21 protein-coding genes, 1 tRNA gene and 1 other annotated feature are annotated in these 20,837 nt (G+C 34.5%); of the genes, 6 read left to right on the top strand and 16 right to left on the bottom strand.

Annotation, left to right across the window (positions count from 1 at the left end; genetic code table 11):
* Positions 1–119 precede the first annotated feature (119 nt).
* The 3 genes from TETH514_RS11080 to TETH514_RS11090 all read right to left on the bottom strand — a co-directional run bounded on the left by TETH514_RS11080 (position 120) and on the right by TETH514_RS11090 (position 4,273).
* The gene (locus TETH514_RS11080; protein ID WP_009052648.1) at positions 120–2,447 is read right to left on the bottom strand and encodes a glycoside hydrolase family 65 protein; all 2,328 of its coding nucleotides are present in this window, start codon (positions 2,445–2,447) and stop codon (positions 120–122) included.
* 65 nt (positions 2,448–2,512) lie between these two features.
* Complete coding sequence (locus TETH514_RS11085; RefSeq protein WP_009052649.1) at positions 2,513–3,523, bottom strand: LacI family DNA-binding transcriptional regulator; 1,011 nt, start codon at positions 3,521–3,523, stop codon at positions 2,513–2,515.
* A 48-nt stretch (positions 3,524–3,571) separates the two neighbouring features.
* Positions 3,572–4,273 (bottom strand): 4Fe-4S double cluster binding domain-containing protein, encoded by a 702-nt coding sequence (locus TETH514_RS11090; RefSeq protein ID WP_009052650.1) that lies wholly within the window; start codon positions 4,271–4,273, stop codon positions 3,572–3,574.
* A 137-nt stretch (positions 4,274–4,410) separates the two neighbouring features.
* Here TETH514_RS11090 and TETH514_RS11095 point away from each other — a divergent pair, with 137 nt between their 5' ends.
* Both TETH514_RS11095 and TETH514_RS11100 read left to right on the top strand, forming a co-directional pair.
* Positions 4,411–4,710, top strand: a complete 300-nt coding sequence (locus TETH514_RS11095; protein ID WP_003866999.1) for an alpha/beta-type small acid-soluble spore protein — start codon at positions 4,411–4,413, stop codon at positions 4,708–4,710.
* Positions 4,711–5,102: 392 nt separating this feature from the next.
* Positions 5,103–5,618 carry a DUF4364 family protein gene (locus TETH514_RS11100; RefSeq protein WP_003867000.1) on the top strand — a complete coding sequence of 172 codons (516 nt, stop codon included), beginning with the start codon at positions 5,103–5,105 and terminating at the stop codon, positions 5,616–5,618.
* Here TETH514_RS11100 and TETH514_RS11105 read toward each other — a convergent pair.
* The 6 genes from TETH514_RS11105 to TETH514_RS11130 all read right to left on the bottom strand — a co-directional run bounded on the left by TETH514_RS11105 (position 5,605) and on the right by TETH514_RS11130 (position 12,025).
* Complete coding sequence (locus TETH514_RS11105) at positions 5,605–6,522, bottom strand: YncE family protein (RefSeq protein ID WP_009052651.1); 918 nt, start codon at positions 6,520–6,522, stop codon at positions 5,605–5,607. The genes TETH514_RS11100 and TETH514_RS11105 overlap by 14 nt on opposite strands.
* Before the next feature lie 210 nt (positions 6,523–6,732).
* A tRNA-Pro gene (locus TETH514_RS11110) sits at positions 6,733–6,807 on the bottom strand.
* 430 nt (positions 6,808–7,237) lie between these two features.
* Positions 7,238–7,471, bottom strand: a complete 234-nt coding sequence (locus TETH514_RS11115) for a hypothetical protein (protein WP_003870333.1) — start codon at positions 7,469–7,471, stop codon at positions 7,238–7,240.
* A 42-nt stretch (positions 7,472–7,513) separates the two neighbouring features.
* Positions 7,514–8,803, bottom strand: a complete 1,290-nt coding sequence (locus TETH514_RS11120; RefSeq protein WP_009052652.1) for a folylpolyglutamate synthase/dihydrofolate synthase family protein — start codon at positions 8,801–8,803, stop codon at positions 7,514–7,516.
* A gap of 28 nt (positions 8,804–8,831) precedes the next feature.
* Positions 8,832–9,368: a GNAT family N-acetyltransferase gene (locus tag TETH514_RS11125; RefSeq protein WP_009052653.1), complete on the bottom strand. Its 537-nt coding sequence runs from the start codon at positions 9,366–9,368 to the stop codon at positions 8,832–8,834.
* A gap of 17 nt (positions 9,369–9,385) precedes the next feature.
* Positions 9,386–12,025: a valine--tRNA ligase gene (locus TETH514_RS11130; RefSeq protein ID WP_009052654.1), complete on the bottom strand. Its 2,640-nt coding sequence runs from the start codon at positions 12,023–12,025 to the stop codon at positions 9,386–9,388.
* A gap of 41 nt (positions 12,026–12,066) precedes the next feature.
* Positions 12,067–12,268 (bottom strand) — a binding site (T-box leader).
* A 137-nt stretch (positions 12,269–12,405) separates the two neighbouring features.
* On the opposite strand from TETH514_RS11130, the gene TETH514_RS11135 reads away from it, so the two are divergent.
* Both TETH514_RS11135 and TETH514_RS11140 read left to right on the top strand, forming a co-directional pair.
* Positions 12,406–12,828, top strand: a complete 423-nt coding sequence (locus tag TETH514_RS11135; protein ID WP_003867718.1) for a bifunctional nuclease family protein — start codon at positions 12,406–12,408, stop codon at positions 12,826–12,828.
* Between the two features lie 135 nt (positions 12,829–12,963).
* Entirely contained in the window at positions 12,964–13,512 is a 549-nt protein-coding gene (locus TETH514_RS11140; RefSeq protein WP_009052655.1) for a biotin transporter BioY, read from the top strand.
* Positions 13,513–13,528: 16 nt separating this feature from the next.
* Here TETH514_RS11140 and TETH514_RS11145 read toward each other — a convergent pair whose 3' ends face one another.
* Both TETH514_RS11145 and TETH514_RS11150 read right to left on the bottom strand, forming a co-directional pair.
* Complete coding sequence (locus tag TETH514_RS11145) at positions 13,529–14,089, bottom strand: DUF2680 domain-containing protein (protein ID WP_009052656.1); 561 nt, start codon at positions 14,087–14,089, stop codon at positions 13,529–13,531.
* Positions 14,090–14,289: 200 nt separating this feature from the next.
* Positions 14,290–15,183, bottom strand: a complete 894-nt coding sequence (locus tag TETH514_RS11150) for a YckD family protein (RefSeq protein WP_009052657.1) — start codon at positions 15,181–15,183, stop codon at positions 14,290–14,292.
* Positions 15,184–15,342: 159 nt separating this feature from the next.
* Between TETH514_RS11150 and TETH514_RS11155 the strand changes: the two genes are divergently transcribed.
* Positions 15,343–16,017: a response regulator transcription factor gene (locus TETH514_RS11155; protein ID WP_009052658.1), complete on the top strand. Its 675-nt coding sequence runs from the start codon at positions 15,343–15,345 to the stop codon at positions 16,015–16,017.
* Between the two features lie 2 nt (positions 16,018–16,019).
* Positions 16,020–17,360 (top strand): cell wall metabolism sensor histidine kinase WalK, encoded by a 1,341-nt coding sequence (locus TETH514_RS11160; RefSeq protein ID WP_009052659.1) that lies wholly within the window; start codon positions 16,020–16,022, stop codon positions 17,358–17,360.
* Between the two features lie 14 nt (positions 17,361–17,374).
* Here TETH514_RS11160 and larC (TETH514_RS11165) read toward each other — a convergent pair whose 3' ends face one another.
* The 5 genes from larC (TETH514_RS11165) to pgsA form a co-directional block, all read right to left on the bottom strand.
* Positions 17,375–17,806, bottom strand: coding sequence for a LarC family nickel insertion protein (gene larC, locus TETH514_RS11165; protein WP_009052660.1), 432 nt, complete (start codon positions 17,804–17,806; stop codon positions 17,375–17,377).
* Positions 17,806–18,546, bottom strand: coding sequence for a nickel pincer cofactor biosynthesis protein LarC (gene larC / locus TETH514_RS11170; RefSeq protein WP_009052661.1), 741 nt, complete (start codon positions 18,544–18,546; stop codon positions 17,806–17,808). The genes larC (TETH514_RS11165) and larC (TETH514_RS11170) overlap by 1 nt, the downstream gene beginning before the upstream one ends.
* Entirely contained in the window at positions 18,543–19,304 is a 762-nt protein-coding gene (larB, locus tag TETH514_RS11175; RefSeq protein WP_009052662.1) for a nickel pincer cofactor biosynthesis protein LarB, read from the bottom strand. Before larB ends, larC (TETH514_RS11170) begins: the two co-directional genes overlap by 4 nt.
* Complete coding sequence (larE, locus tag TETH514_RS11180; RefSeq protein WP_009052663.1) at positions 19,294–20,154, bottom strand: ATP-dependent sacrificial sulfur transferase LarE; 861 nt, start codon at positions 20,152–20,154, stop codon at positions 19,294–19,296. The genes larB and larE overlap by 11 nt, the downstream gene beginning before the upstream one ends.
* A 103-nt stretch (positions 20,155–20,257) precedes the next feature.
* Positions 20,258–20,773, bottom strand: a complete 516-nt coding sequence (gene pgsA / locus TETH514_RS11185; protein WP_009052664.1) for a CDP-diacylglycerol--glycerol-3-phosphate 3-phosphatidyltransferase — start codon at positions 20,771–20,773, stop codon at positions 20,258–20,260.
* Positions 20,774–20,837: the final 64 nt, after the last annotated feature.

Raw genomic sequence — 20,837 nt, forward strand, 5'->3', positions numbered from 1 at the left:
TATAGTAAAATATCTGATTGAGAACTTAAAATTTTACTCTAACTCCACTTATCCCCCCTTAAAACTTAATCAATTTATTTTAAGGTATAGCAGGTTACCACCTGCCTGTACCTTTTTGACTATTGTAACGTAATCTCTTTCCCTTTTACCTTTACTTTTATATTTCCTTTTCCTTCTAATTTTTTTACTGACACATCCTCTTTTGTAACAATTACCTCAATTAAATTACCTTTCCAGAATACTTTATAGGAAAGTTTATCCCATTTTTCTGGCAGCCACGAATTTATATTTAATGCCCCTTCTTTGTCAATTTCCATTCCGCCAAATCCAAAAACAGCTACTTGCCATGTACCACCAGCAGATGCAGCATGCAAACCTTCTTTAGTGTTCCCCTGATTGTCCACAAGGTCCACGTTGGCACTTCTTATAAAAGACTGGTATGCGTTTTTGTGGTCCCCTACTTTTAACCCCATAATGGCATACATGCTGGGACCTAATGAAGATTTGTGCATAGTTCGCTTTTCATAATATTCGTAATTGATTCTTTTCGTTTCTTCGTCAAATTCCTCACCTAACAAAAGCATTAACATAACAACATCAGCCTGTTTAATAAGCTGGGTATCACCCAATTTTGTTATATCAACACCTTCAGGCCATATAGGCATATTGTTTTCATCAAATTTATCAATAACATAATCTTTTTTATCAAAATAGCCTTCAAATTGTTCTATCAGCTTTTTGTCTTTGTCATAAGGTATATATATTTTTTCTTCAACTTCTTTCCACTTTTCCATTTCCTCATTTGTCAAACATATCTTGTTTGATATAGCATGATAATGTTCAGGGTATTTTTCTTTTAACATATTGATTAGTTCAAGTCCCTTTTTAATATTCCATTTTGCAAGGTAATTAGTATAAGCATTATTATCAACATGTTCATGAAATTCATCAGGACCTATGACATTGTTTATTTCATACCTGTCTAATTCTTTTACATATTCACATCTAGATACCCAAAATCTTGCAGTCTCAAAAATGATTTCTGCACCGTAATTCAACATAAACTCAATATCCTCTGTCGCTCTAAAATACTCCCACACTGCAAAAGCTATATCAGCAGTTATATGATGCTCTAAATCACCCGTCCATATCCTTACAGGGTTTCCCATGTAATCAAATCCCCATTTAGGTGTCTCTTCCTCTCCTGTATCTGCAGATTCCCAAGGGTATTGTGCTCCCTTATACCCGTTTAAAGCCGCATTTTTTCTCGCTGCATCTAGCATATTGTACCTGTACATCAAAAGTGTCTTTGCCGCTTTTGGATGCACATATATGAAAAACGGAAGCATAAATATTTCTGTATCCCAAAAGACATGGCCTTTGTATCCCTCACCATGAAGGGCCTTTGCAGCGATACTTACCATGGGGTCATTTTCATTGACAGAACTCATGAGATGAAAAATATTAAACCTCAAAGCTTTATCTGCTTCTTCATCCCCTTCAATATTTATATCTGCAACAGACCATAGTTCTTCATATACCTCAATATGTCTCTGCAACTCTTTGTCAATACCTTCTCCAGCAAAAGCAAAGAGTTCTTTTTCCACCGTACTCTTTAATAGGCCTTTTTTTACGTCTCTTGAGGTATAGGTTATAATAAATTTGTCAATTACTACTGTTTTGTTCTCTGTGCCATCAAACTCAAAGTATTCAATACTCATTTCACCTAAAGGCAAAAATCTCTTAAATTTAGCTATGTTATTTTTCTCTTTATCCTCATAATGATATAACCTCACTGCACTACCTGTTGCAATGCGAATATCATCGTCAATAGTTGCTGTTTCAAGATAAACTCCGCTTTTATTTAAACTGCTATTGTCAGCCACTTTCAAATGCTTTACCCTATGCTTTGGGCTATCTGCTGAATTTAAAACAGTCCCATCAATAATGCTCTCTATACCTACAACACCACTGTAATTTACAGGTGTTACAAATAGCTTAATTGCAGAACGATGAAGGTCGCTACGGCTTATAAACCTGTATCCCTCAATTCGAGTAATTCTATCTTTGCTGTCTTTTATCAACATACTCCTAAATAGAATACCTTTTTTCATATCAAGAATTCTTTTAAATTCTATCAACTGGCATTTATCCAAACTTAATTCTTCACCTTCAACATACAACTTTATTCTCAACCAATTTTGAGCATTTACTATTTCTCTAACCTGCGCATCTGACTTGCCAAAAATTCCTGCAATAAAATTTCCCGACCTTTCTCCCTCGCTTCCTTCCTCAAAAGTACCTCTTACGCCCATGTAACCATTTGTAAGTGTAAAAAGGGTCTCATATCGAGGATTTACCTCTGTATTATACTCATTTTGGAAAATAAGCCATTTGTCATCACTTATTAAATTGTTTACATCCTCTAAAAACATGTGCTTTACCACTTATATACCTCCTGATTCCTGCTAAAAATTTTATCCGAAACGTTTTGGGTACTTTTTAAAAAAAATTATATCTTTCTAGCTGAATCTCTAATTACAAGCTTATGAGGTATTAATATATGCTGAGGCTTTTCCCCTTTTATAATAGATAAAAGATGTTTTGCTGCATTATATCCCATCTTAAAAGTATCTTGTCTTATAGTAGTAAGTCCAGGAGTAATAAGGGATGCAAGTTCAATATCGTCAAAACCTACAATAGAGATGTCATCAGGCACTTTCATTCCTAAGTCTTTTGCTGCTTTGAAAGACCCTATTGCCATCAAATCAGAAGCATGGAAAACAGCAGTTATTTCCGGATGTTCAAAAACTAACGTCTTAAAAGAATTATATCCACCTTCTTGAGTAAAATCATCAAAAACTACATATTCCTCTTTGTAAGGTATATTATTTTTTTCAAGAGCTTTTTTATAACCTTCTAACCTTTCAAAGCTTACAGCCGCATCATTATGCCCATTTATAAATCCAATATTTCTATGTCCTAACTTTATAAGATAACTTGTAGCTTCAAAAGCCGCCTGAACGTTATCCGAACTTACATATCCCACTTTATCAGTCAGTATCGGTATATCAATCAGAACAGTGGGAATTTGTGTTCTCTTTATTTCTTCAATATAAGGATCACTCAATCTTAAACCTTCTACAATAGCCCCTTCCACTTTTCTGTCATTGCAAAGCTTCTCATAGGAAGTGGCATCTTGGCTTTCCGGGTCTACAGTAAAAAGTATAAGGTCATATTTATCTTTTTTTAATCCTGCTTTTATACCTGCAAGCACTTCGAGGAAGAAAGGATGATACGCCCCAGGTTTTATTAATTCAGAAACAATCAAGCCAACTGTGTGGGTCTTATTTGTGACAAGTCCTCTTGCAATGGAGTTTGGAGTATAATTAAGTTGTTCCGCTATTTTTTTAATTCTTTCACGTGTTTCCTCGCTTACATCCGGATATCCGTTTAAAGCTCTCGAAACCGTTGTAACAGATACACCCGCATATTTCGCTATATCTTTTATTGTAACAGCCATTTAATATCCACCTTTTCCAAAACGTTTTGGTTGTTTGATTTCATTTTATCAAAAACCTTTTAACCTGTCAACAGATTTTTTCCTTCCGTAAGGACACACTTCCATACAAATACCGCAGACATAGCCTCTTCCAATGTGTTTAAATTTTTTATTCATGTATTCACTGCAAGCTCTTGCGTCAACTATTTCTTCTCTCGGCATTCCCTCTTTCCATAGAGTACCATAAAGTGCCATAGCAGGACAGGCATCTACACATAATTTACAGCTGCCACATTTACTTTCAGTAATGGGGGTTCCGGTTTCAAAAGGCATATTTGTTAGAACTGTTCCTAATCTCACTCTTGGTCCATATTTTTCAGTCACAAGAAGCCCATTTTTCCCTATCCAACCAAGCCCTGCTCTTGTAGCAGCAGTTTTATGTGGAAAAAGTCCTCTATATTCTCCCAAATCAGCAATCGATTGAGACGCAGGAACAGCTAATGCTTTATAGCCCCATTCTTCAAGAAGAAGACCCGTCCTTAAGGTTATCTGGTCAATTAGCGTATTTACAGAACGGTAATGGTGATAATAAGTGTGAGTAGGCTTATTCTCAATTTCATCCACTATTCTATCCGCTAATTTTATTACAACTGTAATGGCATACGGAATATCTGAAAGAGTATCGGGAAGGATACCTGTAAGATTTGAAAAACCTACTAAAGACGCTCCCCATTCCCTTATTTTTTGCTCTAAAATTTTTTGTTTCTCCATCTCTATCAACCCTTTTAGTAAAATTTTTGCATATAAATATTTTAGCACAACAAAATATATTTTTTTAAAATTTTTCAAAGTATATTTTTTATCCACCTACACAAATTAAGTATGAGAAAGAATAAGGAGGGATTTAAATGGCAAGAGGTAGTTGGAACGATCGTCCAAAAATGGTACCAGAGGCTCACAAAGCCCTTGATAATATGAAATACGAAATCGCATCAGAGCTTGGCCTTCCAGTTAAGCAAGGTTCTGAAGATTATTGGGGATATATAAGTAGTAGAGATTGCGGCAAAGTAGGAGGACAAATGTTAAGACGAATGGTTCATTTTGCTGAATCTGCCATGGCAAGAGGCATTAGTATATATGGTTCTACTCCTGCACAAGGCGGCCCACAAGGTGCTGCAGGGAGCGAATCAGAATATATGCAAAGATAGAAAGAGAAAAAGAGAGTATTTCGTATACTCTCTCAGACTGTAGACAAACTTTCGTAAAGGAGATATTTTGCATAAGGAGCGACTTGTTACAAAGCGGTAACAAAACTTAGCAAGACCGAGGGTGGAGGCAGGGCCGAAGCCATGGATGGCGAAGGCGGGCACCTGAGGCAAGGAGGCCGATTGTGCCCGGTACCCTGCCGGAGCCCGAAGGTCGAGCTTTAGTTTTGTCGCTTTGGAACATCGGAGCGACGATGCAAAATATCTCCTTTGAATATTTTTTAACTTTGTCAACAAACTGAGAGAGTATTTCGTATACTCTCTTTTATTATTGTATATTTTGTGATAGAATTAACTTAAACATACCACATATAGTAATAATGCGAGGTGGTAACTTGGCTTACGAAATACAAGAATTAGCAGAAAACAAGTTAATTATACTATACATCTTAAACAGAATAAATATGCCTATTACAGACGAGCAAATAAGCAAAATTATCTTAGATAACAAACTTATGAACTATTTCTATTTAAGACAATACCTTGACGAGTTAATAGAAACTGGCTTTATAAAATTAGAAGAAGAAAAATATTTTATTACGGAAGAAGGTATAAACATTTTAAAACTATTTTTCACAAGAATCCCCTTTGAAACACGGCAAAAAATAGACGAATACATCCTTTTAAACAAAGAAAAAATAAAACAGGAATCTCAATATATAGCCACTTATTACAAAAAAGACGAAAATCAATATATAGCTAATTGTAAAGTCGTAGAAAATGATATAGTTTTGATTGAGCTAAATATAAATGTAGTAAACAGCGAGCAGGCAAAACTTATCTGCGATAATTGGAAACAAAAATCTCAAGACGTATATGCATACATAATAAAAGTCCTCACGGGTCAATAACAAGGCCTTGGGGCTCTTTTCTTGTTTCAATAAACTTTACTACCCTCATTTCATCAATGTCAATTATATTTACTTTATTTTCTTCTGCAGAAGAAACATAAGCATATTTATCTAAAATACATAAATATCCAGGTGCATATCCACAATAAACTTCTTTTTTCTGTTTTGTAAATAAATCTATTTTGCATAGCGTATTAGAGCAAGAATTAAGCACATACAAAAAGTTTTCCTTTTTCCGTACCATTGTAGGAACTTTTCCAACTTCTATCTCACCAGTCACTTTAAAACTTTGCAGGTTTATCACAGAAATTTTCCCATTTATCCCTGTTTCAAAATAACTGTTTACCACATACAAATAGTCCCAATCTTCAGAGAAAGTCATTCCTATAGGTCTTGCCCCTGTTCCAATAAAATCTACAATCCTATAACTAAAAGGGTCGATTAATAAAATTTCATCGGAGTTCATATTGCTCACAAAAATCAAATCATACTTTTCATTGTAAATTATGCCCTGGGGGAAACTTCCTACTTTAACTTGCCCTATCACTTTTTTCTCTTCAATATCAAAAATACTTATAGAGTCTGAGTCTCCATTAACCACTAATATATAATCTCCATGCATAATGCCATTATTAGGATAATTACCTACATACAGAGAAATTTCTGAAGTAAAATCTTCTAGGTTTATTATACTAATTGAATTATCATAAGCATTTAAAGAATACAGTTTCTGTCTTTGTTTATCTAAAATTAATCGATGAGGACCACATAAATATTTAGAATAGACATTTAAGGGCAGATGTTTATTGTTATATGATTTAATCTTTGCAAAATTTCTGTGATTTGTCTTCAAATTAACTCGCTCAATAATATCTTCTCCCATATTGGCAATGTAAATGTACAAAACACATCCCCCCACATATTAGCATAATTCCATAATATGCAGGAGGATATATTTGAGAAACCAATAACTCCATAAAAAATCGCTCACTTAAATTGTGAGCGTCTTTCAATATTTTTACAAATTTACCACCGAGGTGGCCCTATATCATACCTGCAACCACTTGTTCTTTTAGCCTGTTGATAAGTCTTAAAACCCACATGGCTGTAATAATGGTCGGGGCAACAGGATTTGAACCTGCGACCTCACGGTCCCGAACCGCGCGCGCTACCGCTGCGCCATGCCCCGACACATTATTCATTTTATCATACTCCTTTCCTTTTTTCAATAAACAAAATAAAGTTATAGCCCTACCCAAACTCAAAACTATTTAATTATTTTTTTCAAAAAACCTTTATTAGTAGCAAACTTTCTGAGAAATTTGGCTCTAAAATGAATTTCTAAATTTTATAATTGCAATTGACAGATAAATGAATTAAGTGTATAATAAAACTATCAAATTGGAAAGGGCGATTGATATGACTTATTTGGAGTTAGAATTTATGCGCTCTTCAAAACCAGTAAATGCACCAATTAGAACGATGAAGAAATGTAATGCAATTACATGTATCCATAATTGCAACGGTTTTTGTGTGACCTATAAAGATTTTAAGTGCGATTTTCAAGAAGAAATTAAAATACCTGAACAATAAATCAGGCGGTCGAAAGACCGCTTTTATCATACGTCTATTATTTTTTCCATCAATTCATTCATGTTATATTTGATTTTTTGTTCTTTAGCAATCCTTAAGAGTCTCAAATATTCTTGTCTTGCAAAATCGTACTTTAGCCTTGCTAACTTTATCTTGAGGTAGTTGTCATTTTCCAGCATTTCTAAATTTCTTTCCGCTTCTTTCATCGCCTTTAGTGCTTTATCTATCTCCCGTAACAACGCAGTCCCTGTCATTTCCATAACAACCACCTTCTCATTACGGCCTTTACACCTTACATTATATTAAAAATATGTCTTAATTATTACCTTTTTAAGCATAGACCTCACATAACCAATCATGTACAATGAACCACAAAAAAGTACCATATCCTCTTCCTTAGCTATATCCAGGGCGTATTTTACCGCTTCTTCAATATTTTCAATCGCAATCACTTTTTCTTTTTCTATCCGCTCTGCAAGTTCACTTGCTTTATAAGCTCTTTCACTTATTGGGGTGGTTGTTATTATCATATTTGCCTCTGGCACAATTATATCCAACATCTTCTGTGTATCTTTGTCTTTAAGCATTCCAATTACTAAAATCAATTTATCATATTTAAATAATTTTAGAGACTCTTTCAAAACAGTCATTCCTTGAGGATTGTGAGCACCGTCTATTACTACGTAGGGTTTTTTTCTCATTACTTCCAATCTTCCAGGCCATTTCGCCCTGTAAAGCCCTTCCCTTATATCTTTTTCTGTGATTTCGTATCCATACATTTTTAATTTTTCTACGCTCTCAATCGCCAAAGCAGCATTGTAAATCTGATGCTCTCCCAATAAAGTAATTTTTAAGTCCTTGTATTTTTTGTAGTCAAAAATCTGAAAATCAGGGTTTTGTTCTTTTATAATTACGTTACTTTTTTCAAGTACAGTCAAATAAGCATTTCTTACCTCACAGGCTTCTATGATGACCTTCATCGCTTCTGGTTGTTGATAAAAACTCACTACAACCCCCTTTTGCTTGATGATTCCGGCTTTTTCATATGCAATCTCTCCTAAAGTATGTCCCAATCTGTCTGTATGGTCATAATCAATAGTCGTTATGACAGAAACCAAAGAAGAATCTATGGCATTTGTCGCGTCAAATCTGCCTCCAAGCCCCACTTCCAATACTACAAAATCCACCTTTTCATCGTAAAAATATTTAAAAGCAATTGCAGTTACCACTTCAAATTCCGTCGGATGATTGTATCCTTCCTCCACCATACGAGATATTATAGGCTTTATATATTCAACATAATAAATCAACTTTTCCTTGGAAATATTTTCTCCATTTATTCTCATTCTCTCTTCAAATTCTTCGAGGTAGGGAGAAGTATATAAAGCTACTTTATATCCAGCCTGCTGCAAAATGTTGCTTATAAAAGCTGATGTAGAGCCTTTTCCATTTGTACCAGCAACATGAATAATTTTAAGACTTTTCTGAGGATTCCCCATGTAGTCCAATAATTTTCTTATATTTTCCAACCCCAATTTTATACCAAATTTATATATGCCGTGTATGTAACCAATCGCCTCTTCATAATTCATTTAAATCCCTCCCCTATAAAGACTAATTTTATAAAAACAACCCCATTAAAACTTCGTCTACATACTCATCTCCAATCTTAAACTGTCGTCTTCTTCTTCCCTCTTCTTCAAAGCCAAATTTTTTGTAAAGATGTATTGCTACTTCATTGGTACTAAAAACACTAAGGCAAAGTTTTTCATAACCTTTGCTTTTTGCCCAATTAATAGCTTCTGTAAACAATTTTGTTCCGATTCCTATATTCCTAAATCGAGCGTCTATACTTATACCTATTTCTCCTACATGTTGTACTTTAGGAGACCTTCCTCCATAATAACGAAAGAGAGTAAGGCAGCCTACGATTTCTCCACCGTAGTCTGCCACTAGGATCAAATCTTTGTTGCGGTCTAAATTTTTTATAAGCTGTTTTTCTTCCTCTTCAGACCAGTTAAATGTCTCTGACACCATATACAATTTTTCTCTTCCAACACTGCTTAAAAGCTTTATTATCCCCCTCGCATCTTTTATCTTAGCCTCTCTTATCACCAGTTGAGGCTCTTTTTTTTGCCTTTTAAACAAAGATAACATACAAATCCCCCTAGAGGTTAACTCTTTAATAACTTAAGTCTTTCCTCTATGTTTTTAAGCATTGTAGTATATTTTTCCAATTTTTCTCTTTCTGCATTAACTACTTTTTCTGGCGCTTTTTTGACGAAATTTTCATTATTTAAAAGCCCTTGTGCTCTTTCAATTTCGCTTATCACTTTTTGTCTTTCTTCATTAAGCCTCTTTATCTCTTCTTCTAAGTCAATTAAATCCTCAAGTGGAAGTACCACCAATCCTCCTTCTATTGCTCCACTCAAAGCTTTATGAGGAATTTTACTTTTATCTGTTTCAATTACAACTTCGCTAGCACCTGCAAGTTTCATTATATAATTTGTGCCCACTTCAAACACCTTTACATAATTTTCATTTTCAACAGCCACAATAACTTTTGCTTTTTTAGAAGGGGAAACATTTGCTTCTGCTCTTAAATTTCTAATGGTCCTAATAGCTTCCATTATAATCTCAGCATTTTTCGCTTCTTCAGTGAAATCCAGTTCTTCTTTGTATTTCGGCCATTCAGCAATCATTATGCTCTCGCCTTCATGAGGTAAATTCTGCCATATTTCTTCAGTTATAAAAGGCATAAAAGGATGCAAAAGCCTCAAAGTATTATCAAGCACATATCTTAGAACAGACTTTGTAACCTTTTTAGCTTCAAGGTTGTCACTGTATAACACAGGTTTACTAAGTTCTATATACCAATCGCAAAATTCACTCCACACAAAGTCATAAAGTTTTGTCGCAGCTATTCCTAACTCAAATTTTTCTAAATTCTCTGTCACTTCTTTTACTATGTTGTTATACCTTGTCAAAATCCACTTATCAGCAATAGTCAACCCATCTGTATAAAGGTTAGTATCATTATCAGTTAAATTCAGCAACACATACCTTGAAGCGTTCCACAATTTATTTGCAAAGTTTCTGCTGAGTTCAACTTTATCTTGACTAAACCTCATATCGTTTCCTGGGGCATTTCCTATGACTAATGTAAACCTTAAAGTGTCTGCCCCATATTCTTCAATAACCTCTAATGGGTCTATCCCATTGCCAAGAGATTTGCTCATTTTTCTACCTTGAGCATCTCTGACTAAACCATGTATCAAAACATGCTTAAATGGCACTTCTTTCATGAATTCCAAACTCATAAAAATCATTCTTGCAACCCAGAAGAAAATTATGTCATATCCTGTAACAAGAACATCAGTAGGATAGAAGTATTGGAGGTCTTCTGTTCCTTCCGGCCAACCCATAGTAGAGAAAGGCCAAAGTGCAGAACTAAACCAAGTGTCTAATACATCTTCGTCTTGATGTATGTGGGGGCTTCCACAAGCTTCACATTTTTGCGGGTCTTTACGCGATACAGTTATATGACCACAGTCATCGCAGTACCAGGCAGGAATTCTGTGTCCCCACCATAATTGCCTGGAAATACACCAATCCTTTATGTTTTCTAACCAATTAGTGTATATTTTCTCAAACCGTTCTGGCACAAATTTTATTTTTCCTTCTTTTACAACCTCTAAAGCAGGTTTAGCTAAAGGTTCCATCTTTACAAACCACTGTTTGGAAAGTAGAGGCTCAACTACTGTATCGCATCTGTAACAATGCCCCACATTGTGAACGTGGTCTTCAACTTTTAGAAGTAGTCCGAGATTTTTGAGGTCTTCGACTATTCTTTCTCTCGCCTCATATCTATCAAGACCTTTATATTTTCCTCCATTTTCATTGATTATCGCATTCTCATTCATTATATTGATAAATGGAAGATTATGTCTTAATCCCATCTCAAAATCATTTGGGTCATGGGCAGGTGTAACTTTTACAGCACCTGTTCCAAATGAAGGGTCAACGTAACTGTCAGCAATTACAGGTATCTCTCTTCCTACAAGTGGCAGTATCAAAGTCTTACCTACCACATCCTTATACCTTTCATCATCAGGATTTACAGCAACTGCTACATCCCCCAGCATCGTCTCAGGCCTCGTCGTAGCTATAACTACATATCCATCTTCACCTTTTATGGGGTATTTGATGTACCACAAATGCCCTTTTTGCTCTTTATGTTCCACTTCCGCATCAGATAAAGCAGTGTTGCAGTCTGGACACCAATTTATTATCCTGTCTCCTCTATATATGAGCCCTTTTTCATAGAGGGAGACAAAAACTTCTCTTACCGCCCTTGAACATACTTCATCCATAGTAAAGCGTGTCCTTGTCCAATCACAAGAAGAACCCAACTTTTTTAATTGGCTTAAAATACGGTTTTCGTATTTGTCCTTCCATGCCCATGCCCTTTTCAAAAACTCTTCTCTTCCTATTTCTTTCTTTGTGAGCCCCGTTTCTTCTCTTATCGTGTCTAAAACTTTTATCTCCGTCGCAATGCTGGCATGGTCTGAGCCAGGTATCCACAAAGCTGCATAACCCTGCATTCTTTTCCATCTTATCAATATGTCCTGCAAAGTATTGTCAAGTGCATGTCCCATATGTAATTGCCCTGTTATGTTTGGAGGCGGTATAACAATGGTAAATGGCTGTTTTTCAGGGTCTATTTTAGGAGTAAAATATCCTTTTTCCATCCAAAAAGCATAAATTCTATCTTCAAATTCCTTTGGATTGTACGTCTTAGCTATCTCTTTCATGCCTTACACTCCCTCCGTAAAATTTTAAAACCCTTTCACCCACAAAGGGCGAAAGGGCATTTCGCGGTACCACCTTTATTTATCACTCAAGCTATAACGGGCAGACCCGTTTAAACCTACTGAACTTCGGTTTACAGGCTCCAGAGCTACCTTCAGTGTACCTTTGGCGGGAATCCTTTCAGCCCATGGGATATCCCTCTCTTTAGCCAGTATACACTTACTCCTCTCTTTCATAGCCTTATATTCCATTTGATATATAATATATATAAAATCTCATGAATTGTCAACAGTTAAGTTGTTTTAAAGCAAACAATCAGATTAAATTTGCATAAGTATGATATAATGATAATAAGAAGATGTTTTAAATCGAGGTGTAAAAAATGTTAAAATTTCATGTTAAGGCAATTACAATGGACGTAGAAGGAAATTTCTCCGTCCTATTGACAGATGAAGAGGAAAAGAAAGTTTTGCCCATCGTCATAGGTCCATTGGAAGCCCAAAACATAGCTATCCCTCTTCAAGGAATTACACCGCCTCGCCCTTTAACCCCCGACCTTTTAAAATCTGTTATTGAAGAACTTGGAGGAAAACCTGAAAAAGTTGTAATTACTGATTTAAAAGATGACACTTATTATGCAGAGCTTTATATAAAACAAGGGGATAAAGTTATAAAATTAGACTCAAGGCCCAGTGATGCTATAGCTTTAGCAATACGAACTGATATACCAATTTTCTTAAATGTTCGTTTAGCGGAATTCACTTATGATATGGCAGATTTAAAATTTGATGATGGAGATAGTTAAAATTCTACTGGCCCTCTTAAAAATTTAAGAGGGCTACTTTTCTAAAGAATTGTTAACCATTATGTAAAAATAGTTGACAATTCTTTTTAAAAAAAATATAATAATTGGTGTAATAACACAATGAGGAGGAAAAATATGATAAAAACTAAAGACAGGGTTTTAGCTTCTCTTTTTGCTGCTATTACTTTTATAATGGGTTTTGTAAAAATACCTTTGCCTTTTTCTCCAGTACCTATCACAGGGCAGACTTTTGCAGTTATGTTAGCCGGAGGACTTTTAAATCCTACATCAGCATTTTTGAGCCTTTTTATTTTTGACCTTTTAGGCGCTATTGGAATACCTGTGTTTGCAGGACTTACCGGAGGACTAAATATTTTAATAGGTCCTACAGGAGGATATATTTTAAGTTGGCCCTTTGCAGCCTTTTTAATCTCTTTGACTTTAAAAAATAAAAAAGCAAATTTTATCAATGTTTTTTTAACATATGTCCTGTTTGCAATAATTCTTGTTTATATTTTGGGAGTAACTCAGCTCTCTTTTGTTACAGGAATGCCATTTAAAAAAGCCTTTTTAGTGGGAGCACTTCCTTTTATACCTGGCGACTTAATCAAGGCAAGTATCGCTTCGTATCTCACTTTAAAGTTAAAGCCTATTGTAGAGTCCTATGAAAAAAGGCAAGGTTGATTCCTTGCCTTTTTCTTTACTGCTGAACAGTTGGTCCAAAGTTTCCTCCCCTATAACCTACTCCTTTATGTGCTCCTTTAGCACCAAAACCTGCTCCCAAGCCTACACCTGTATTGCCATTGCTATTTTTTCCAAGTCCAAGACCTAAGCCAGCACCTGAACCTTTACCATATTGACATGTTCCATCCCAGGAATTTATTCTGTCTTCAATGGCTTTTTTGATTGTATCAGCCCTATCCTGAGTTATTTTACCATCTTTAACTAATTGGTCTATAAACTCTTCTTTTTGTTCAATTAAAGCTTTTTTCAGATTGTCAAGTGTTATGCCATTTTCTTCTGCAATCTGAACTATTGTTTTCCCTGATTGAAGTTCACTTAAAATTTCATCTGCTGTCTTACCAGTCAGTTTTGCAAGAAAATCTGCATTTTTAGACATGCCATACCTTGGTGCTGTCGTAGAATATTGACCTGGTGCAGAGGAATTAGTTGTGTCTCCATTTGTTGCTGCATAAGCAGCTATTCCACTTAAAAGCATACCTCCTGTAAGTACTACTGCTACTACCTTTTTGAAATTCATTTAAAACCACACTCCTTTTTGAATTTTGTTTTTTATTTGCTACACTTATATAATAACCTTTTAGTTTGAGGTAACTATATTGGATTTGTGAAGTATGTATGAACATTTTTTTAGAGTAATATGAGGGTTCCTACTATGCAAAGTTTTGAAAATAGTAAAGAGATGGCATTTAACCATCTCTTTTTATTCAAAAAATTCAATTAGAGAGAGTTACTATACCCTTGAGGAGCAGTATTGGTTTGTCCATTTCCATTTTGCCATTTACCTTTAAAATCTCCTCTTTTTCCTTCAAAATGTTTGAAAAATCCTTGAGGCAATCCGTTTTGTTCTATATTTTTTACCATTGTATCAATTCTATTTTTAATCGTATTTCCTTGGTCCTGAGTAATAACTCCAAAGCTTACAAATTTATCAACTAATTGTTTTTGCAATTGTGCCATTTGTTTGTAATAATTGATTAACTCATTCTTTTGCTGGTCTGTCAATTTAGATGGATCAACACCTCTCAAAATAAACCCTAATCCATCGTTGCCACCAAACATAGCATAACCTTTTTTATCAGCATTAGCTATTGCATTATCTATCGCACTTGTGATTTTGTTTGCTTGGTCTTGAGTCAATAATCCTTCAGATACCAATTTGTTTACTATATCCTTCTGAAGTGACGCCATTTGTTTGTATATTTCTGTCAAAGCTGCTTTTTGTTGTTCTGTAAGCTTTGAAGTATCAATTGGGCCTATTCCAAAATATCCTTTGTCAAATCCTCTTCCGCCACCAATGAAGAAGGGAACATTGTCTTGATTTGCTTTAGAAACTTTGCTATCAATGTTTTTAATTATATTATCTGCTTGTTGTTGAGTTATAAGCCCTTCTGATAAGAGTTTGTTTATAAACTCTTTTTCAAGGTCGGCTATTTTTTTGTTGTAATCTGTAATTATTTGCTCTTGCTCTGGTGTAAGCTTTGATGTGTCAATTCCAAAAAAGCCTTTTATGCTGTTTGTCAGTGGTGAATCAGTATTTGCTGCAAAAACTGTCAAAGGAATTGCTAAAGCCAATACAACTGCTAAAACTATTAACCATTTGTTTCTCTTCATATATGGATACCTCCTTTTAAATTTTTCCTTTTTCATTCTTTATGATACCCAAATAGTTTGAAGTAATTTTATATAATTTGTGAGGAAAGTGTGAAGTTTAATTTTAAATATTGTAAACTGATTAAAAAATAATTAAACTAAAGATGGGAGGTGTTTTTTATGCAAAAAGTTTTAGTAATTGAAGACGAAGAAGGAATGAGAGATATTTTAAAAACTTATTTAGAAAATAATGGATATGAAGTATTGGTAGCTGAAAATGGCAAAATAGGGCTTGAATATTTTAATAATAATAAAGATATAAGCATAATCCTTTTAGATATAATGCTTCCAGATATAAGTGGTTGGAGCCTTTTAAAAACAATTAGAGAAAAGTCAAAAGTGCCTGTAATGATGATAACAGCAAGAGGAGAAGAGTATGATAAACTTTTAGGGTTTGAATTAGGAGCAGATGATTACGTTGTAAAACCTTTTAGCCCTAAAGAAGTAATCGCTCGCGTTAAAGCAATTTTGTCAAGAACTTATGGAGCTTCAGAAGAAGAGGGGAAAACAGAATATGAAGGAATTTCTATAAATGTAAGTTCTAGAGAAGTCACGGTTGATGGAGAAAAAATTGACCTTACGCCAAAAGAATTTGACCTTTTAAAACTCTTAATAGATAATAAAGGAAAAGTTGTATCCCGCGAAAAGTGCCTTAATGAAGTATGGGGATATGATTTTTATGGAGATTTAAGAACAGTTGATACCCATATAAAACAGTTAAGAGAAAAATTAGGAGAAAAGCGCAAACTCATAAAAACAGTGTGGGGAATAGGTTACAAATTGGATGGTGAATAAATTTGAAAGGAATAAGAAAAAAGCTTTTTATCTCTTACCTTATCATAGGCCTTATAATTTTATCTATGTTTTGGCTTACTCAAGTAGTTTTTATTAATAAGATATACTCTTATTACAAAATAAATCAACTTAAAAATTACAGTGAAAAAATTGTAGAAGCAATAAATAACAACGATGAAATGCTTATAAGTGAACTTATTGACAAATCTAATGCCCAAGTCGTCGCAATGACACAAAACAACATAATAATTGCAGGAAATAACAGAGGATACGGTCGAGGTTTGGGAATCCCTGAAGTACTTCTTCACCCTATAAACACTGTAAAAGTTGTAAAATATGAGCATCCTTTTTTGCATATAGAATATCTTTCTATTGTAAGGCCTTTTTTATATAACGGAAAACCCGCTACTTTAATAATGAGCATCCCTATCGCCGCTATAAACGACTCTGTCAATCTTTTTAAACAAGTTTTTTGGCGGATTTTTGTCGTCACAATAGCAGCAATTTTATTTGTGTCAATTTACATGTCAAAAAAGTTTACTCGACCTATACAAATTTTGAAAAATGCTGCTCACCAAATCGCTTCTGGAAATTTAGATGTCAAAATAAATTACAAAGAAGACGATGAATTAGGAGACCTTGCAAAATCTATGAACACAATGGTAAAACAGTTATCTATCACAGACAAGTTCAGAAAAGATTTGATTGCAAATATAAGCCATGATTTAAAAACACCTCTTGGCCTTATACGTGGATATTCTGAAATGCTTTTAGACTACTATGGAGACGATAAAGAAAAAAGAGAAAAATATTTAAATACAGTGATTAAAGAAACAGAGAGAATGTCTAAATTAGTAGACGACGTGTTACAGCTTTCTAAGCTCCAATCAGGAATGGTAGAAATAAAAGAGGAACCTATAGATTTAGAAAAACTTATATTTGAAACTTTAGACATATTTGAAATTCAAATTTTAGAAAAAAATATAGAAGTAAAGCTTAATAATCTTAAACTTAAGGTAATAGCGGATAGGGAAATGATAAAACGGGCAATTATAAATATAATAAGCAATGCTATAGCAAGTATAGAAAATGGTGGCATTCTTGCAATAGAGGCAATTCCACAAGATAAAGAAGTTTTAATAAAAATATCAGATACAGGATGCGGCATACCTCAAAAAGATTTAGAGCACATCTTTGACAGGTATTACAAAGGAAACAAATCGGGAACAGGCCTTGGCCTTGCAATAGTAAAAGAAATATTGACATTGCACGGCAGCAAATATGGAATAGAAAGCAAAGAAGGAGTAGGTACCACTTTTTATTTCACATTAAAAGCGGGTTAATCCCGCTTTTAATCTTAAAAAAATAGCAAATCAATGTGTCTCATCACATTCCTGTAAATATCGCTAATTGAATTCCCAGTCTTTTCAGCAATGGCTTTAACATCTTCATACTCAGGATACGCTTTAATAAGTTTTCCATTTAAATAGCCCTTTTTTACTCTTATTCTTCCGTAAGGAGTATCCACAACTGAAAAATCTCTATCAAGTTTGTACCTTAACGCTTCGTAATACCTTATGCCAAAAGTAGAAGTCTCTCTAAATATTATCTCCTTTAATTTATCAGCATTTTCTTTTTCACAAATTACCGTAAGAAGCGTTCCCGGCCTTTGCTTTTTCATAATAATAGGAGTCAAAAACACATCCAATGCTCCATTTTTAAAGAGCAGTTCAAACAAATATTGATAAAATTCCGGATTCATATCATCTATATTTGTCTCCAAAACCATCAATGTCTCAGGTTTTTTTTTACCTCTTCCTCTCCCACATATGTCCTCAAAACATTTGGTATCTCTAAATCCTTAGTACCAGCACCATATCCAACAGAATTTATCGTCATGTCAGGTATACCACCAAACTCATTCGCTAAAGTTTTTACAATAGCGGCACCGGTAGGTGTCACAATTTCACCTTTTACATCGCTTTGGTACACAGGTATTCCTTTTAAAAGTTCTGCTGTTGCTGGTGCAGGCACAGGTATAAGACCGTGTTGAGTATCTACAAAGCCTGAACTTACTGGCAATGGAGAAGAAACAATCTTATCTGGCTTTATCATGTCTATAAGTATCGCCGTACCTATTATATCTACTATAGAATCTACTGCCCCCACTTCATGAAAATGCACTTCTTCGGGAGATTTTCCATGCACTTTTGCCTCTGCTTCTGCTAATTTCTCAAACATCTCAACACTCATTTTCCTGACTTCTTCCTCTAAATCACTCTTATCGATGATTTCTCTCACATCTTTCATATGCCTATGATGGTGATGATGCTCTTCCTCATACAATACCTTAAAAGTCTTAGCACTTATACTATTCTTTTGTGTTTTCCCTATCTCTATATCAAAATTGTCCAAAGCTATTTTCTTTACCTTCTTTTTAAACTCTTCCACATCTACATGAGATAATAATGAAGCAATAGTCATATCTCCAGAAATTCCAGCAAAACAGTCAAAATATAAGACTTTCATTTTGATTCCTCCCCTATCCTATTTATTAAACTTGCAGAATAAGCCGCACCAAAACCGTTATCAATATTTACAACACTTACGCCACTGGCACAGGAATTAAGCATAGTCAAAAGAGCGGACAAACCGTGAAAGTTAGCACCATATCCTACACTTGTAGGCACTGCAATTATAGGAGAGCTAACCAATCCTCCTAACACAGTAGGAAGTGCTCCTTCCATACCAGCAACTGCAATCAATACACGGCATTGTCTGATTTCATCTAATTTATCTAAAAGCCTGTGTAGTCCTGCAACTCCAACATCATAAAATCTTTTTACAGTGTTTCCCATAAGTTCTGCAGTAATAGCCGCTTCTTCAGCAACAGGCAAATCAGAAGTTCCAGCAGCCACTACTCCAATTATGCCTTTTGTCTTATTTATTGGCGTATTTCTTATAGAAATTATACGAGCTTCCTCATAATAGACTGCTTTTTCTACTACCTCTTTCACTGCTTCAAAATGTTGTTGTGAGGCTCTTGTCCCTAAAATATCACTCCCATTTTTATACATATTAAAAGCAATTTCTCTAACCTGCTGGGGAGTCTTTCCTTGACAAAAAATTACTTCAGGAAATCCCTTTCTTATCTCTCTGTGATAATCAATTTTAGCAAATCCTAAATCTTCATAAGGAAGTTTCTTTAAAGCTTCTAATGCTTCATCTGTTGATATCTTGCCTTGTTTAAACTCCATTAAAATCTGCAATATTTTCTCATTGTACATTTTTTACCACCTTCACATGAGGCTCATTTAAGCTACCAGTTCTGTATCCTTCTAAATCCATCGTTACATACTTAAAGCCAGCATTTTTAATTCTTTTTACAACTTCTTCCCTTATACCTTCTTCAAAAATTGTCTCCATCTGCTCCTTTGGAAGTTCAATCCTTGCAACATCTCCATGGTATCTCACTCTAAATCCTGAAAAGCCTAAGTCTCTCAAATCCTCTTCTGCCTTTTCTACCATAGAAAGCTTATCATAAGTTATCTCTTCTCCGTAAGGGATCCTTGAAGCAAGACATGCATAAGAAGGCTTACCCCATGTAGGAAGCCCCAACTCTTTGGATAAAATCCTTATCTCTTCTTTTTTTATACCACATTCTAGCAAAGGGCTTAAAATTCCTAATTCTTTTAACGCCCTTCTTCCTGGCCTGAAATCAGACACATCATCTGCATTTGTGCCTTCTAGAATATATTTGAAGCCCTTTTCTTCTGCAATAGCTTTAAACCTTGAAAATAAATTGGATTTACATATATAGCATCTATTTAAAGGATTTTTTCTAAATTCTTCTATTTCAAGAATATCATTAAATTCCACAACCAAGTGGGGAATTCCTATTTTTTTAGCAAGCTCTACAGCTTCTTTTAATTCACTTTTAGGATGCATTGGAGAAGTAGCAGTCACAGCTAATACTCTATTCCCTAAAACGTCGTAACTTACTTTTGCCAAAAAAGTGCTATCTACACCTCCAGAAAAAGCAATTAATGCGTTATCTAATTTTAACAAATATTCTTGCAATTTCCTTAGCTTCTCTTTAATAATTTCTATATTAACACCCCCTATGGTATACCTCATCAATTTTACGTATAACTATTTTATCACAGATAGTAAAATAAACAAAATGTTTGGGTTTTCCCACATCTGAAAGCTGCTCTTCTGTAGAAGCACTTACTTCCTCTTAATTATCTGTGCTCCTTTTATAAAACTCCAACGTATAGATAACAAAGGCTAAAATAGCCAATAACAGTGCTATAATCATCAAAGTAAATCCATAAGGCCACTTAAAAATTGAAAAAATTATCGCAATATAAAAGAAAAGTGTCGCAGCTTTGCCATAGTTATTAGCAGGTATAGCAATTTCTTGCTTTTTATAAAGTATCGCAGCACCTATTATCATTGATAGTTCTTTTACCATTAAAATAGCAATAACAAAAAAAGGAATTAAATCTTTTATCCATAAACTGGTCAAAACAGTAAGTATCATCAACTTGTCCGCAAGAGGGTCAAGCAAAGTACCTATTTTTGTCACTTGGTTATAGTGCCTCGCTATATAACCATCCAAAATATCCGTAATACCTGATAATATAAAAATCACTGCAGCATAAGTATTTCCCTCGGGAACATAAAAAAAAGTGTATACAAAAAGAGGTATAAGTAAAAATCTAACAAGTGTAAGAAAATTTGGTATATTCATCTAAACACCTCTACTTGTCAAGTTTGATAAAATTATAATACAAAAAAATCAAAAGTAAAAGGCC

Source organism: Thermoanaerobacter sp. X514 (assembly GCF_000019065.1).
In the GTDB taxonomy this organism is placed as follows: Bacteria; Bacillota; Thermoanaerobacteria; order Thermoanaerobacterales; family Thermoanaerobacteraceae; genus Thermoanaerobacter; species Thermoanaerobacter pseudethanolicus.

What these genes read in the sequence shown, in the direction of transcription:
- larC (WP_009052661.1), bottom strand. Translation starts at nt 18,546, where the DNA reads ATGAAAGTCTTATATTTTGACTGTTTTGCTGGAATTTCTGGAGATATG.
- TETH514_RS11140 (WP_009052655.1), top strand. Translation starts at nt 12,964, where the DNA reads ATGATAAAAACTAAAGACAGGGTTTTAGCTTCTCTTTTTGCTGCTATT.
- TETH514_RS11120 (WP_009052652.1), bottom strand. Translation starts at nt 8,803, where the DNA reads ATGAATTATGAAGAGGCGATTGGTTACATACACGGCATATATAAATTT.
- larC (WP_009052660.1), bottom strand. Translation starts at nt 17,806, where the DNA reads ATGGTTTTGGAGACAAATATAGATGATATGAATCCGGAATTTTATCAA.
- larB (WP_009052662.1), bottom strand. Translation starts at nt 19,304, where the DNA reads ATGTACAATGAGAAAATATTGCAGATTTTAATGGAGTTTAAACAAGGC.
- TETH514_RS11145 (WP_009052656.1), bottom strand. Translation starts at nt 14,089, where the DNA reads ATGAATTTCAAAAAGGTAGTAGCAGTAGTACTTACAGGAGGTATGCTT.
- TETH514_RS11130 (WP_009052654.1), bottom strand. Translation starts at nt 12,025, where the DNA reads ATGAAAGAGATAGCTAAGACGTACAATCCAAAGGAATTTGAAGATAGA.
- TETH514_RS11115 (WP_003870333.1), bottom strand. Translation starts at nt 7,471, where the DNA reads ATGGAAATGACAGGGACTGCGTTGTTACGGGAGATAGATAAAGCACTA.
- TETH514_RS11135 (WP_003867718.1), top strand. Translation starts at nt 12,406, where the DNA reads ATGTTAAAATTTCATGTTAAGGCAATTACAATGGACGTAGAAGGAAAT.
- TETH514_RS11125 (WP_009052653.1), bottom strand. Translation starts at nt 9,368, where the DNA reads ATGTTATCTTTGTTTAAAAGGCAAAAAAAAGAGCCTCAACTGGTGATA.
- TETH514_RS11090 (WP_009052650.1), bottom strand. Translation starts at nt 4,273, where the DNA reads ATGGAGAAACAAAAAATTTTAGAGCAAAAAATAAGGGAATGGGGAGCG.
- TETH514_RS11085 (WP_009052649.1), bottom strand. Translation starts at nt 3,523, where the DNA reads ATGGCTGTTACAATAAAAGATATAGCGAAATATGCGGGTGTATCTGTT.
- TETH514_RS11095 (WP_003866999.1), top strand. Translation starts at nt 4,411, where the DNA reads ATGGCAAGAGGTAGTTGGAACGATCGTCCAAAAATGGTACCAGAGGCT.
- TETH514_RS11155 (WP_009052658.1), top strand. Translation starts at nt 15,343, where the DNA reads ATGCAAAAAGTTTTAGTAATTGAAGACGAAGAAGGAATGAGAGATATT.
- pgsA (WP_009052664.1), bottom strand. Translation starts at nt 20,773, where the DNA reads ATGAATATACCAAATTTTCTTACACTTGTTAGATTTTTACTTATACCT.
- TETH514_RS11150 (WP_009052657.1), bottom strand. Translation starts at nt 15,183, where the DNA reads ATGAAGAGAAACAAATGGTTAATAGTTTTAGCAGTTGTATTGGCTTTA.
- larE (WP_009052663.1), bottom strand. Translation starts at nt 20,154, where the DNA reads ATGAGGTATACCATAGGGGGTGTTAATATAGAAATTATTAAAGAGAAG.